The organism is Effusibacillus lacus, from assembly GCF_002335525.1.
Classification (GTDB): domain Bacteria; phylum Bacillota; class Bacilli; order Tumebacillales; family Effusibacillaceae; genus Effusibacillus; species Effusibacillus lacus.
In genome coordinates this window covers 62300-76688 of sequence record NZ_BDUF01000053.1, presented here as the reverse complement: position 1 = coordinate 76688, position 14389 = coordinate 62300, and the positions used below count along the sequence as shown (strand labels likewise).

The following is a 14389-nucleotide window of genomic DNA, read 5'->3' as shown; positions in this document are numbered from 1 at the left end:
ATACGACCTCCCTTCGCCAGCCGTAAGAAGATTATACAAAACTTAGACTATTTTCATCATCTGATGGTGCCGCGTCAGCGGCATGGGAGTCTAATTGGTGTTCTTTTGAATACTGCGATTTTTAATCATTAATTATTTCTTTCCAGAAAGGAATTAATGCTACAACTTGCGATTATTTATATAAGGTTGCTGGTGGCCACCTGCGATCAAACATTATGACAAACGGGAGGAAAAAGCATTCTTATGAGGTTCCGATTTACAATCAAGAACAAGTTGTCGCTGTCCTTTGCATCCATCTTACTGGTTCCCAGCATTGCCATTGGAGCACTGTCTTATGAAACTGCCAAAAACAAAGTGCGGGATCAAATGCTGAAAAGCGCTGACGAAAACATCCGGATTCTCAACCAGACAGTAGACCAAATCGTCGAATCCAAACGCCAGGACATATCGCTTCTTGCCCAACAGGTTGCGGTTGACGGGAAACCGGAATCGATGGAAATCATCCGCCGCTTTCAGGGACTTCACCCGGAATTGGAACTGTCTTATCTGGGCACAGAAACAGGAGCCATGTTTACTTTCCCGAACTCGAAGATGCCCGACGGTTACGACCCCAGAAAGAAGGAATGGTATCAGGAAGCGATCAAACAAAAAGATAAGGTGATTATCACCAGCCCGGAAGTCTCTACTTCTACCGGCAACATGGTCATTCGAATCGCCAAAGCGACTCAGGACGGCAAAGGGGTTGTCGCCACCAACCTGAATCTGCAAAAGCTCGGCGAAATGGTCAAAGGTGTGAAAATTGGCGAGGAAGGATACGTGGTCGTATACGACAAAAACAAGAAATACGTGATCCACCCAACGGCCAAACCGGGCACGGAAGCGAACGGGGAATGGATGGATAAAGTGTATGGCCAGGATTCCGGATCGTTTTCTTATCTGCTTGACGGCCAATCGAAAGAAATGGTGTTTGTTACTAACAAACTGACCGGTTGGAAAATATCCGGTACCATGTACACTGATGAAATTTCAAATGAAGCCCGGCCGATTTTTTACAGGACGCTGCTGGTAATTGCAATTGCCGTAATGGCCGGAGCAGCTTTAATGTACTTCATCGTCCGGTCGATTACCCGGCCTTTGGCAGCGCTGACAAGTGCTTCCGAAAAGATCAGCGAGGGATACTTAAACGAACGGATCGATGTGAACAGCCGGGATGAGCTTGGACAACTGGGATTAAGTTTTAACAAAATGGCTGATTCTTTGCGTACCGTACTGGTCGAAGTGAACCAAACCGCGACCCAATTGGCCGCCTCCGCGGAAGAACTCAGCGCCAGCGCTGATCAAACAAGCAAAGCAACTGAACAGATCGCTTCCACGATTCAGGAAGTGGCGTACGGAACCGAACAGCAAGTTCAGAGTGTGGAACAAAGTGTACGGACCGTCAACGAAATGTCAACAGGTATTCAACAGATCGCTGTCAATGCACAGAATGTCTCTGCAACAGCAATTGAAGCATCTGGTATTTCGGCCGACGGTGTACAAGCAATCCAAACCGCGATTCGGCAGATGGAGTCTATCCATCAAACCGTCACCAGTTTGGCTCAAGTGGTGACAGAATTAGGCGATCGTTCCCAGGAGATCGGCCAAATTGTGGGTGTTATTACCGGTATTGCCGAACAAACCAATCTATTGGCATTGAACGCAGCCATCGAAGCAGCACGCGCGGGTGAACATGGACGTGGATTTGCCGTGGTAGCCGATGAAGTGCGTAAACTTGCCGAACAGTCTGCTCAGTCCGCCCAACAGATCGGACAGCTGATTGCGACAATCCAGGATGAAACGTCGAAAGCTGTGCAGTCCATGGATTCCGCTACAAAGGAAGTGGCGGCAGGTATCGGAGTCGTTAACGCTGCAGGCACCTCCTTTGAACAAATTCAGAATTCGGTTGATACCGTAGTGGATCAAATCCAACACGTATCGGCAGCGTCGCAGCAAATGTCTGTCGGGGCGCAGCAGGTGGTCAAGGCGATTGATTCGATTGAAGAAGTGACTGAAACAACTGCTGCGGGAGCTCAGAATGTATCGGCGGCCGCTGAGGAACAATTGGCCTCCATGGAGGAAATCACCGCTTCCGCTTCCGCTCTCACCAACATGGCGGAAGAGCTGCAGAAACTGGTGCAAAAATTCAAATTATAATAGTAGATTGAATTTTTGGTTGTTTTTGTATACAGAATACTGTATTCTAAAAATACAAAAAGTAAATCGCTTTCATCATCTTAGCAGTTAGGGAGGAAAATGAATGGAATCAAAAGTGGTTACACAAACGCCTACAGTAAAAGCGACTGGTAACCCGTATATGACCCTGATCGGTTCCTGGGCCGCCTGGTTGTTTGACGCGTTGGATGCCGGGGTTTTCGGGTTTGTGCTGCTTGCTGTGGCAAAAACGTTTAGCGTTTCCTTGGGGGAAGTGGTCTCCACAGTTGCCTGGTTCCTGCTTGCGACTGGAATTGGCGGCTATTTTCTCGGAAACATTTCGGACCGGATCGGCCGCAAGAAGACAATCGCGCTATCCGTCCTGGCATATGGCTCGGGAACCTATCTTTGCGGTATAGCTGACAGCGTTATGGAACTGAATATTTATCGTTTTATCGTAGGTATTGCAGTCGGGGGATTGTGGTCTGCTGCGGCAGCTTTGATTTCCGAGATGTGGCGTCCCGAAGGCCGTGCGAAAGCGATTGCATTCATGCAAACCGGTTGGTCGGGCGGCAACCTTTTAGCGGCAATTTTCGCCTGGAACATTCTGAATCCGAATGATCCCGAATCCTGGCGCCACTTGTTCATTTATGCAAGCATTCCTGCATTTGTCACCCTGATCTTCGTGCTGATCTTTGTCAAAGAATCTCCGGTATGGCTTGCCAACAGGGAATATATAAAACACAACGCAAACAAGATTGGATTGGGCGAAATTTTTAAACCCCAATATCTGAAAGTCACTCTACTGGCTTTGGGAGTTTCCATTCTGGGCATGCTTGGATACTGGATCATCTTCACGTTTGCGCCAGCCTTCCTGCAGAACATCCTTAAGATCCGGATTGATCAGGCACCGGTATTTCTGATCTGGACCGGTATCGGCGCCATGATTGGCTATATCGCTTATGGATATCTTGCGGAAAAAGCGGGTCGCCGCATCGCATTCGCCGTCTTCTTCATCGGCATGACCATTATGGTTCCCGTGTTCACCTATACGGCAAGCCATCTGCCATTGACCGACGGTAAGCTGGTTCTGGCGGGAAGCAACCTGTACACTCTTGGAATCATCTCTGCGCTGCTTGGCTTCTTTACCGGGTATTTCAGCGGATTTGGCGCATGGTATTCCGAATTGTTCCCAACCAGCGTACGTTCCACTGCCGCAGGTTTTTGCTTCAACTTTGGGCGCGTCGGTGCCATTGCCGGCATCAAACTGGTACCGGTTCTGATCCCGTTGATCGGGTTTCCGATGACCATATCGATGGCCGCTCTTGCGTATTTTGCCGCTGCCATGCTGGTATTCACATTGCGTGAAACCAAGGGCATCGAACTGACAAGCGGTAATTGATTTTGCTTTCTCCCCCCTTCCGCTCTTCCCGGAGGGGGTATTTTTACTAAGCAGATTTTAGCAGAAAAGAGGTTGTTGGCAATGAAAGAAAGTCCGCTCACAGGTCTAAAGGTTCTAGAACTTGGCACACTGGTGGCAGCTCCTTTTGCGACAAGACTTTTGGCGGAATTCGGGGCGGAAGTGATCAAGGTGGAAGCCCCAAAAATCGGCGATCCCATTCGAAACTGGCGGGTCGTTGAGAACGGGACATCTTTGTGGTGGTATGCACAGGCCCGCAACAAAAAATCCATCACTCTCGATCTTAGACAGGAAGAAGGACAGGAAATTGTCAAAAAACTTGCGGCAGAAGTGGATGTAATAATTGAGAACTTCCGTCCCGGAACGCTTGAAAAATGGAACATTGGTTACGATGTGCTGCGGAAAATCAATCCCCGTATCATTCTGGTGCGTATCTCGGGGTTTGGCCAAACAGGCCCGTACCGCAACAAGACAGGATTTGGTTCAGTTGGGGAATCCATGGGTGGAATCCGTTATCTTACCGGTTATCCCGATCGTCCTCCGACAAGAGTCGGCATTAGCCTGGGTGACAGTTTGGCAGGCATGTATGCCGCAATGGCTGCCCTAATGGCTATCTATCATCGAGACGTCAAAGGGACCGGTGTTGGTCAGGTTATAGATGTGGCGCTTTATGAAGCCGTGTTCTCCTTAATGGAATCGATGGTTCCGGAGTATGACCGCAAAGGTGTGATCCGGGAACGCACCGGATCCATCCTGCCGGGAATTGCTCCTTCCAATACTTATCAATGCAGTGATGGGAAATATGTGGTGATAGGCGGAAATGGGGATGCCATTTTTGCCCGCCTGATGGAAGTAATCGGCCGCCCCGAGCTCAAGAAAGACGAGCGGTTTTCCTCGAACAGCAAACGGGCGGAGCATATGGAGTTTCTCGATGCAATTATCGGAGAATGGACACAACGGCATCCGATAGACGATGTGGTACGCATATTGGATGAGGCAGGCGTTCCTGCGGGTCCGATTTATTCGATTGAAGACATCGTTAACGATCCGCAGTACCTGTTCCGGGAGATGATCCAGTCATTCCATGTCGACGGAATCGGCCAGTTGAAACTGCCCGGCATTATGCCGAAGTTCAGCGAAACACCAGGCGAAGTCAAGTGGGTAGGTCCAAAGCTCGGCGAGCATAATGACGAAGTATACGGACAATTGGGACTGGATGCGGAAACTCTCAGAAAGCTGAAAGAGAAAGGAGTCATCTGATGATTTTCCCAAAATCGGTTGAAATTGTTGAAGTGGGTCCCCGTGACGGTTTGCAGAATGAACCAGTATTAATTCCAACAGAGAAAAAGATCGAGTTGATTGACAAACTGAAAAAAACAGGCATACAGCGAATGGAGACGGCTGCCTTTGTACATCCTAAGTGGGTTCCGCAAATGGCTGATTCGGAACAGATAGCCGAGTACTGCAGAGAGATGAATTATATTGCTCTGACACCCAATCTGAAAGCACTCGACCGGGCGATTGCAGCCAAAACACCGCAGATTGCAGTGTTTATCGGGGCAAGTTCGGCGTTTAATCAGAAGAATATCAACAAAACCACGGATGAATCCCTGCAGGAATGCGAAGCACTCTTTGCTAAGGCACAGGAGAACGGAATGTTCATACGGGCATACGTATCAATGGCCTTTTCATGCCCTTACCAAGGCGAGGTAACATTTGAAGAAGTACTGCATGTTTGTCAGCGGTTTGTGAAACTGGGTGCCGACGAGATCGATATAGGTGATACAAATGGTCATGCCAATCCGAGAATCGTGTACGAACGTTTTGCGAAGCTGCGTGATTTGTTCCCTGATACGGTTTTTGTCGCTCATTTTCACGACACACGAAAAATGGCACTTGCAAACGTTGTGGCAGCGATGCAGGCAGGAGTCGACAAATTCGACTCTTCCGTTGGCGGACTTGGCGGCTGCCCATATTCACCGGGTGCAACCGGAAACCTCGCAACCGAAGATGTCGTATTGATGTGCAACGACATGGGAATCGAAACCGGAATTGATTTTGAAAAGCTTAAGGAAGCAGCCACGTTCGCAAGGCAGCTTTCGACTCGCCTGTAAAAATCAAGGCCCTTCCGAAGCAGAAGGGCCTTTTTTTGCAAACTATCAGTATTCACCGGAAAGCAAACGTCCGGCATTGGGAACGAATGTTTTTAAGTCGAGCTTCTTGAGAATCTGGTAAACGGTTGAAATTGCAGCGGATAATACCGGTAGGCCGATTTGATCCTGCACTACTTGGATTGCCTGCAAAGACGGCATTTGTACGCATGCAGACAGTACTACAGCGTCGGCATTGCTTATATCAAGGCCTTTTACAATCTCAACCAAGCGCATCGGATCTTGCCTTCCGACTTCAAGATTATCAGGGATTTCCAGGCTGATAGAATCGGTAACTTGTATGCCGCTATCAGTGATATATTCAATGACTTGGTTAGTAAGAGGCTGCATGTACGGGGCGATTAAGGCGATTTTTTTTGCGCCAAGTGTATGGATCCCCTCCACCAGCGCACCTGCACTGCTGATTACAGGCGCTGCTCCGCCGTTAAGAACCGTTTGTTTGTGCAGCCGTTCCTGGGACTTGAGATGATATCCCGGCCCTTGACACATAATGGCCACCAGACATGCATACGCAAGTACGTCACAGCGCGCATCCGACAATTCAATTGCGCAACGGTCACTTTCTACGTCCATTTTCGTGAGTTCTTCCTTCGTCACATGCATCATTCGCATGCGGCTGGAATGAAAGGTAAAGGTTTCTTCTGGAATTTCTCTCATCCGCCATTGCAGCATCTGGGGAATTTCCGTTTCCATAGTGGTGTTGGAACTGGGAACTATTAATCCAACTCGAAAATGTTTTGGCATTCCGATCATGTCCTTTCCAGTTTATTGAGTAGACTCTAATTTTAGAATACTGTATTCTGTATACATTGTACAGTTTCTTTTTCATGTTTTTTTGTATTTTTAGAAACCCAAAAGTCTTTATATGGTATCTTATTATTATATAGATAAGAAACGAAGTTCTAGGTATCAGCCTCTTGGAGGAATAACTGTGAAAACAACCATAAGCAAATATGAACCTGTTTACCGCCAAGCATATGAGGTTATCCGGAATATGATTATTCACGGTGATTTGTCACCGGGAACCAAACTCGTGGAAGAAAAGCTCGCCGCCCACTTGGGTGTCAGCAGGACACCGGTTCGTGAAGCTATTCGGCGTTTGGAACAGGAAGGTCTTGTTAAGGGCAAGACAGTCATTGAGCCATCGGAAGATGAACTTCGGGACAGTTACGGAATCCGTATTCTGCTCGAAGGGTATTCAGCCCGTTGTGCCGCCGAGAACCTTACCTCCGAACAGAAGGAAACGCTTAAGAACATCATACAGACCGGGAAAATAGGAACCATTGAAGAGAAGGTAGCTGCCAACACGACCTTTCACGATATTATTATGGAAGCCAGCGGCAACCGATATATAATTGAAGTCATAGACAGAATGCGTTCATTGATTCTGCTTTGCCGACGCAAGGTGGTCCACACAAGAGACTGCATTCACGATGAACATGAGGCCATTTGCAAGGCAATTATGGATGGTGATGGAGAAAGAGCCGAACGTCTTATGAAGCAGCATCTGCAGAGCAACCTCGATGTCTGCTTGCTGCATTCGGATGATAATAACTAGTTTCACTTGAACAGGCCTGTGTTTGCAAAAGATACAGGCTTTGTTGTTGAATTCGAAATCCCTACTCAAATTTAGACCTTCGGAAAACTGAAAAGAATGCTTTCTAGTACGAAAAAACCAGCCGTTCTTTCCGGCTGGCGCTGTCCCCGTTTTATTCCTGATGAGATTCGGATTCATGCAAGCTGATTGTGGCAAAATACCGGGTGCCCCGTCCCGGGATGCCGAAAGGATACCCGTCTTTGCATTTATGCTCGTTGTGAACACAACTGGAGCATACCACCATATTGCATTTGGAACACCATGAAACCCACTCGATCTGGTTCTGCGGCTTTCCGCAATTTGGACAACTTTTCAGCTTATACAAGGATCTGTGCATGGCCATCTTCCCCTCTCCCCGCTTGCTTCTATACCAAATATCCCATCTTTCTGGCCGCAAACTCCAATTCCTCACGGAACTTGGGGTGAGCGATTCCGATCAAAGCTTTCGTGCGTTCCCTGATCGTTTTCCCTTTCAACTCTGCCATGCCGTATTCGGTTACCACTATGTCCACATCATTTTTGGAGGTGGTGACGACAGCCCCTTCAGGAAGTGTAGGTACGATCTTGGACACTTGGCCGTTTTTGGCCGTGGAATGGAGACATATGATGCCCCGGCCATTTTTTGCGAGCCTCACCCCTTTAGCAAAGTCAGCCTGCCCACCGGTGGAGGAGTAATACTTGCCGCCAATCGTTTCCGAATTGCATTGACCAAGAAAATCCACTTCTACCGTTGCGTTGATCGACACGATATTGTCAAATTGGGATATGACCCGAATGTCGTTCGATTGGTTGACAGGGATCATTAACAAGTCCCGATTTTCATGCATGAAATTATACAATTTTTGGCTGCCAAGAGCAAAGGTCATGGTGGTTTTCCCTTCAAAAATCGGCTTGTTCCGATTGGTGATGACCCCCGCTTCATAGAGATCCGCCACTTTGTCCGGCAGCATCTCCGTGAAAATGCTCAGATCCCTGTGATCCTTCAGGAAGTTCATCACCGCATTGGGGATGGCTCCAAAACCGATTTGCAGCGTATCTCCGTCATGAATGAGGCCGGCAATGGTCCGCCCGATTTTCACATCGTTATCTGTCAACACCGGCTCGGACAGTGTGGGGAGCGGGACATGGTTCTCAATAATGGCGTGGGCCTGATCGATATGAATCTGGTTTAGTCCGTACGTCCGGGGCATGTTCTCGTTGACTTCCAGCAGAATGAGATTGGCATCCTCTAGCAGCGTGGCGGTATAATCGCAGTTCGTGCCAAGCGAGAAGTAGCCCTTATCATCCATTGGGGATACGGTTGCCATAATCACGCGATTCTTCGTAAAGTCCCTCAGTAACCGGGGAAGATCCGAGAAATGATTAGGCAGCAGATCCACCCGGCCTTCATGAAAGCCGGGGCGATCTCCAACTCCCAGGAACAGGGAAACCAGTTGAAGCCTCTCCGGTTCCACGGATAGGGCCGGACGAAGAGACAACATTTGAAACAGCCGGTTTCCGCGCAATCCCTTATGATGGGGCAGGGCGTCCAGCAAAGCAGGCGGCTCCCCGGCCGTCAGGGGGACAATTATGTCATCTCCAGGATTAATGAGGGAAACCGCTTCTTCTGCAGACCTCAATTTGTCTTTATAGGCATGGCTGAAGTTCATGATGTCTCTCCTTTATCTCTAAACGAAAGATTCATTGGGGTCCCCCCGGTCACCATGATTTCATAGTATATTAGCTGGATTGTACGGCAAGTTATACGACAAGGCAATATGCAAAAAAGGCAACATCATGAAATATGCAGAAAACGCAAAAACAAAAGCCCCCTTTGCATCTTGCGAAGGGGGCTCGCCTCATTCCGAATCAGGTCGGAGTGCACCAACCCATTTTTGCAGAAGACACCAATCATTTCAAAGAAACCGTATCGTTCCTTGTCAGGCCCCTGGAAGAATCCGGTCTTGATCCCGTTCAATATGGTACTCGGTTCCTCGCCAATCAATTCCACATTCAGTTCTTGATACCGATATGTTCGACTTTATGAATCACGTTCTTCCCCCCCTGTAGTGGTAAATTGTACCTCTATTTGAATTTCAATGCCACATTTGTGTCCCAGTGCACATTGGCCCATATGATGGTTCATAAGGTGCCCGGCACCGATTCTCGGGAATACAATACAAAAGCCTAATGCGGAGGGGGATTGCGGATGAACAGATTCCGCCCTGCTTTACTTCGGCTTGAGGACATCGGACCCGGTGGGCCCTATCGGACACTTAAGGATTTGGGGCGTTTGCGGGCTGTATTTGAGTATCTGATGGGTCAGCATGTGCCATTTCATGTGGCGTTAATCCCGCGTTGGAAGCAACTCGAACCGGACTCAAGTTGGTATAATAAGGGACTCGACGATTCGACTCCCGATCTCCACCTGCAAAAGTTCATCTCATTGATGCAATGCGTCCAGCGCCACGGCGTTCTGTTCGGCATGCATGGATACACTCACCAATATGGGGATCGGAAGCTGGAGAACGACAATCAGGACACCGGAACCGGCTTTGAATTTGACGTAGAAGGATTTCCGGAGACGGCCACCTCCTTTTATGCGGCAGATCGGATCCGCAAGAGCCTCACCGCTTTTCAAAAAGCCGGACTCTATCCTCACTTCTGGGAATCTCCCCATTACCGGCACACCCTGGCACAGGAACGCATCTTTGGCTCCTATGTGAAGGTTCTCTACCAAAGCGATGCGGAAAGACATGCCACATCACATGTGTATATTTCGGAAACGGGAAATATTTTTATCCCCACACCTTATTACTATGTTCACGAACAAAATACAGTAGCGCAAATCCTGTCACGACTTGCCGGGTCCCATGATCTCGCTTCCATGTTCTATCACCCGTTTTTGGAGTTTCCGCATCTGGAGCCTGTTCGGGATTCCGTGGGAAGTCCGCTTATGTGGGATGGCCTGCCCGTATATCGGTATAAGACGGAAGACACAGACCTGCAGCGATTAGTGAAGGGAGTGCGGCATATGCGGTATCATTGGCTTCCTCTCTATGCGCTGATTCCCATGCCGCGGGTCTGGCAAGGAGATGACTACCATTAACGCACCAAGCTTTTTATAGAGGGATATCGCAGACAGGGATACGCCTATGAAATGGAGGATGCATTGGTAAATGGGCATTCCGGCAACCGGAGGTCAAGCGGATAACCGCTACGGGGGTTCTGGTAGACAATGCAGGTTCCATCCGGATTCCACAAAAGTTGGGTATGAGGTTGGTGCGGGAAAAGAATGGCTTGTCAGATTGGGTACTTGAGAGGCAGCTCTAGATAACGTGCATTCTACTTGGAACGAGGTTTGTTGAAATATAATACTTTGCCTTGGTGACGGTCGAGCTTTTTGTCAATGGTTTGCAGCATTGCCATAATATCCTTTGGTTGATTCTCTTCAAGCCGATTAACAGCCAGTTCAATCCTTTCCAGCCGGTTATCGACTTGGTCAAACCGTTTGTCCACTTCCTCAAACCGTTTGTCCACTTCCTCAAACCGTTTGTCCACTTGGTCAAATCTGGTGTAGACTTCATCAAAGCGGACTTTTATATCGCTCTCAAGATCGTCCATTTTGTTCTCAAGACGTTCCATCCGGTTGTTCAAAGTATGCATGTCTTTTTGGATCGGCTGAAGTTCCTCTTGCAGGACCGAACGCAATAATTTCTCCAATTCTTTCGACACTTTAATCCCTCCTTCCATTTCATTTTCTTTTTCATCATAGCTCATAGATCCTTGATTGTACATATTTCAGACGTGTGCGTGGGCAACGATTAGAATAGCGGCCTTTTGGGCACTTATTGATTTTTACTGAGTGGCTGTTTGATGAATAAAGGTTTTTGAAGCGCTTATTGTGGGGTGGCCGGATGGATGAAATCAACAAGACATGTAAATAAGTGCTTCAAATGCCCTTATTACTGATTTTCCTTGCAAAAATGGGCCAATAAATGCCAGAATATCTCTTATTTCCACAAGGGGGAGGGGCAGCAGTAGCGTAATCATTAGGGCGGGAAAGACCCTGGCTAGCGGTCAAATTCACTCAATCTTAAAAAGAAAGAGGCTGCCCCAATGTCATAAGACAGCCTGCTGAATGAATGTGTTTCGAAATAACAGTGTTTTTCACCGCTATACTTGTTGAATTCATTGCGGTTCTTAGAATAAGGTTCTTTTTCACCGCTATTTAGCGTTTTTTATTGCCCACCAATGAGAAAATCTCCAAATAACGTTGAAAATCATCACTATATCGAGAACCACCACTTTGACTTCCATAATAACCTTGAAAATCACCGCAATTTTTTATACGGTTGTCATCATCCTCCTGGCTTTCTGAACTAACCAGGAGGTGTCCAAACAACAACTACTGTTGGGACAGCCTCTTTGAATCTTCGCTTATTAAAACCGCTCGGAAACAACCTTTGCCTGTGTAAAGAGCAGCAGGTAATCCCGTCCTCCCGCTTTGGAATCGGTGCCCGACATGTTGAATCCGCCAAAGGGATGGACACCTACGAGCGCGCCCGTGCACTTGCGGTTGAAGTACAGATTGCCGCAATGCATATACTTTCGGGCGTATTCCAAGTGTTCGCGGTCATTGGAATAAAGAGCTCCGGTCAGGCCGTATTCGGTGTTGTTGAACACTTCAATCGCTTTCTCAAAGCTGTCCGCCTTGTAGAACGCCAGCACCGGGCCGAAGATCTCTTCCAGCATGATCCGGGCATCTTCTTTCACGTCCGCAATGATGGTCGGCTGGATGTAGTAGCCGTTGCCTTCCGCCTTGCCGCCGCCTGCCATCAGACGCCCTTCCTTCTTGCCCACTTCAATGTATTCCAGAATCTTGTTGTATGCATTCTCGTCCACAACCGGACCGATTGCGTAGTTTTCTTCCGGAAGCCCCACCTGCAGAGCCTTGGTCTTTTCAACGACTTTTTGCAGAACTACGTCATACAAGTCCTTATGCACAATCGCCCGGGAACCCGCGGAACATTTCTGTCCCTGAAACCCGAAGGCGGATTGTACAATTCCGGTTGCCGCTTCTTCCGGGTCTGCCGAAGCGTCCACCACTACTGCGTCTTTACCGCCCATTTCCGCAACCAGACGCTTGATCCAGATCTGGCCTTCCGCTTGCTTGGCGATTCTTTCATTGATGCGAATTCCCACATCACGGGAACCGGTGAAAGATACAAACCGGGTCTTTGGATGTTCCACCAGGAAGTCCCCGATTTCAGAGCCGGAACCTGGCAGGAAGTTGATAACTCCCTTCGGCAGACCGATCTGTTCCATCAGTTCCACAAATTTCGCTGCAATGACCGGAGAAGTGGAAGCCGGTTTCAACACAACCGTGTTGCCCGACACAATGGCAGCCGTTGTCATGCCCACCATAATGGCCAGCGGGAAGTTCCAGGGAGGAATGACTACCCCCACACCAAGCGGGATGTAATACAGGTGATTGTCTTCCCCTTCATAGGGAACCAAAGGCTGCGGCCCCCCCAGACGAATCATTTCGCGACCGTAGAATTCCATGAAATCAATGGCTTCCGCCACATCCGCATCCGCTTCTCCCCAGTTCTTGCCCACTTCATAGACCATCCAGGCAGCAAATTCGAACTTGCGGCGACGCATTTCAGCAGCCGCCTTGAACAGATAGTTGGCACGGACGTGCGGCTCCACGAACTGCCATGTTTTGAAAGTTTCCATGGCGATATCGACAGCCTTTTGCGCCAGTTCCTGGTTGGCCTGGCACTGGATTCCCACGATTTCATCCAAATTTCCGGGGTTTATGGATTTCACTTTTTTCCCGGTCGTGATTTTCTCCCCGCCGATGACCAAAGGATACTCTTTGCCCAACTCCGCCTTGACTTTGGCAAGGGCGGCTTTCATGGCTTCCTTGTTGGCCGGGTCTGCAAAATTGGTAAAAGGTTCGTTACGGAACGGAATCATTGAATTACCTCCAGTCGATGATTATTGTTGATTTCCATGCTATTTCTTAAACATGGATTTCACTACGAATCCCACATTGGCCGGGCGTTCCGCCAGACGTCGCATAAAATACCCGTACCAGTCATTTCCGTAAGGCACATAAACCCGCATGGTGTAGCCTTCTTTCGCAAGCTCCTGCTGCAGCTGCACCCGAATCCCATAAAGCATCTGGAACTCAAATTGGGAATTCGGGATGTGGTTCTCTTTGACAAAGCGTTTTACATGGTGAATGATATGCTCATCATGTGTGGCGATGGCCGCATAATTGCCATACAGAAGGTGTTTCTCGATGATCTTGATGAAGTTGCGGTCCACATCCTCTTTCTTGGGAAACGCCACTTCCGGCGGTTCCTTGTAGGCGCCTTTTACCAGACGGAGATTGGGCTTGAAGCGGTTCAGGTCGTCAATATCCGCTTCGCTTCTGTAGAGATAAGCCTGGATGACTGTTCCTACCGTTTCCCCGTACTCCCTGCGAAGTTCCTTGAAGATGTCGAGGGTAATCTCGTTGTGTGCGTAATCTTCCATGTCAATCCGTACAAAATTGCCGTACTGACTGGCCCGATCAAGAATTCTGCGCATGTTGCTCATGCACAAGTCCCTTGAGATATCCAGCCCCAACTGGGTCATTTTCAGTGACAGGTTGGACCGCACCCCCGACTGGTGGATCGAATCCAGCGTCTTGATGCAGAAATCCGCCGATTCAGTGGCTTCCTCTTCACTGAACACAAATTCCCCCAAATGATCGAGCGTAGCAACGATGCCTTGCTTATTCAACCCGCGAACGGCATCAATCGCCGTCTGAATTGTCTCTCCCGCCACAAACCGGCTGGCTCCAAAACGCAAACCGTACCTTTTGGCTGCCCGGTTGGCCGTGCGGTTCTTGGACAAAAAAAGCAGCGCATCCCGAAGAAGCTGTTCCAATGCCAAGCGCTCCTTTCCCAGATTTGAGATATTCTCACTTATTATTTCTATGCAATTATCATGCCAACAAAAATTCGGTGGAGTACA

General features: G+C 48.6%; 11 protein-coding genes. 6 read left to right on the top strand and 5 right to left on the bottom strand.

Translation table 11 applies throughout. From position 1 onward, the window contains the following. The first annotated feature begins 243 nt into the window (after window positions 1-243). From EFBL_RS09985 to EFBL_RS09970, 4 genes are all read left to right on the top strand, one after another. The gene (locus EFBL_RS09985) at window positions 244-2193 is read left to right on the top strand and encodes a methyl-accepting chemotaxis protein (RefSeq protein ID WP_096181988.1); all 1950 of its coding nucleotides are present in this window, start codon (window positions 244-246) and stop codon (window positions 2191-2193) included. 103 nt (window positions 2194-2296) lie between these two features. Beyond that, on the top strand, window positions 2297-3592 hold the full coding sequence (locus EFBL_RS09980) for an MFS transporter (RefSeq protein ID WP_207907599.1): 1296 nt from the start codon (window positions 2297-2299) through the stop codon (window positions 3590-3592). An 81-nt stretch (window positions 3593-3673) separates the two neighbouring features. Then, on the top strand, window positions 3674-4870 hold the full coding sequence (locus EFBL_RS09975) for a CaiB/BaiF CoA transferase family protein (protein WP_096181987.1): 1197 nt from the start codon (window positions 3674-3676) through the stop codon (window positions 4868-4870). After that, window positions 4870-5724, top strand: a complete 855-nt coding sequence (locus EFBL_RS09970) for a hydroxymethylglutaryl-CoA lyase (protein WP_096181986.1) — start codon at window positions 4870-4872, stop codon at window positions 5722-5724. Before EFBL_RS09975 ends, EFBL_RS09970 begins: the two co-directional genes overlap by 1 nt. A gap of 45 nt (window positions 5725-5769) precedes the next feature. Here the strand turns inward: EFBL_RS09970 and EFBL_RS09965 are convergent, their stop codons facing one another. Beyond that, entirely contained in the window at window positions 5770-6525 is a 756-nt protein-coding gene (locus EFBL_RS09965) for a maleate cis-trans isomerase family protein (protein WP_096181994.1), read from the bottom strand. A gap of 187 nt (window positions 6526-6712) precedes the next feature. Here EFBL_RS09965 and EFBL_RS09960 point away from each other — a divergent pair, with 187 nt between their 5' ends. Continuing rightward, window positions 6713-7339 carry a GntR family transcriptional regulator gene (locus EFBL_RS09960; RefSeq protein ID WP_231705747.1) on the top strand — a complete coding sequence of 209 codons (627 nt, stop codon included), beginning with the start codon at window positions 6713-6715 and terminating at the stop codon, window positions 7337-7339. Between the two features lie 404 nt (window positions 7340-7743). Here EFBL_RS09960 and EFBL_RS09950 read toward each other — a convergent pair whose 3' ends face one another. Further along, window positions 7744-9027, bottom strand: a complete 1284-nt coding sequence (locus EFBL_RS09950) for an acetyl-CoA hydrolase/transferase family protein (protein WP_096181983.1) — start codon at window positions 9025-9027, stop codon at window positions 7744-7746. 539 nt (window positions 9028-9566) lie between these two features. Between EFBL_RS09950 and EFBL_RS09940 the strand changes: the two genes are divergently transcribed. Further along, the gene (locus EFBL_RS09940) at window positions 9567-10466 is read left to right on the top strand and encodes a DUF2334 domain-containing protein (protein ID WP_096181981.1); all 900 of its coding nucleotides are present in this window, start codon (window positions 9567-9569) and stop codon (window positions 10464-10466) included. A gap of 236 nt (window positions 10467-10702) precedes the next feature. Here the strand turns inward: EFBL_RS09940 and EFBL_RS09935 are convergent, their stop codons facing one another. From EFBL_RS09935 to EFBL_RS09925, 3 genes are all read right to left on the bottom strand, one after another. Further along, a complete protein-coding gene (locus EFBL_RS09935) occupies window positions 10703-11092 on the bottom strand; it encodes a hypothetical protein (RefSeq protein ID WP_096181980.1) in 390 nt (129 codons plus the stop codon). 708 nt (window positions 11093-11800) lie between these two features. Further along, window positions 11801-13342 (bottom strand): L-glutamate gamma-semialdehyde dehydrogenase, encoded by a 1542-nt coding sequence (gene pruA, locus EFBL_RS09930; protein WP_096181979.1) that lies wholly within the window; start codon window positions 13340-13342, stop codon window positions 11801-11803. Between the two features lie 39 nt (window positions 13343-13381). Continuing rightward, window positions 13382-14302, bottom strand: coding sequence for a proline dehydrogenase family protein (locus EFBL_RS09925; protein WP_096181978.1), 921 nt, complete (start codon window positions 14300-14302; stop codon window positions 13382-13384). Between the last annotated feature and the right edge of the window lie 87 nt (window positions 14303-14389).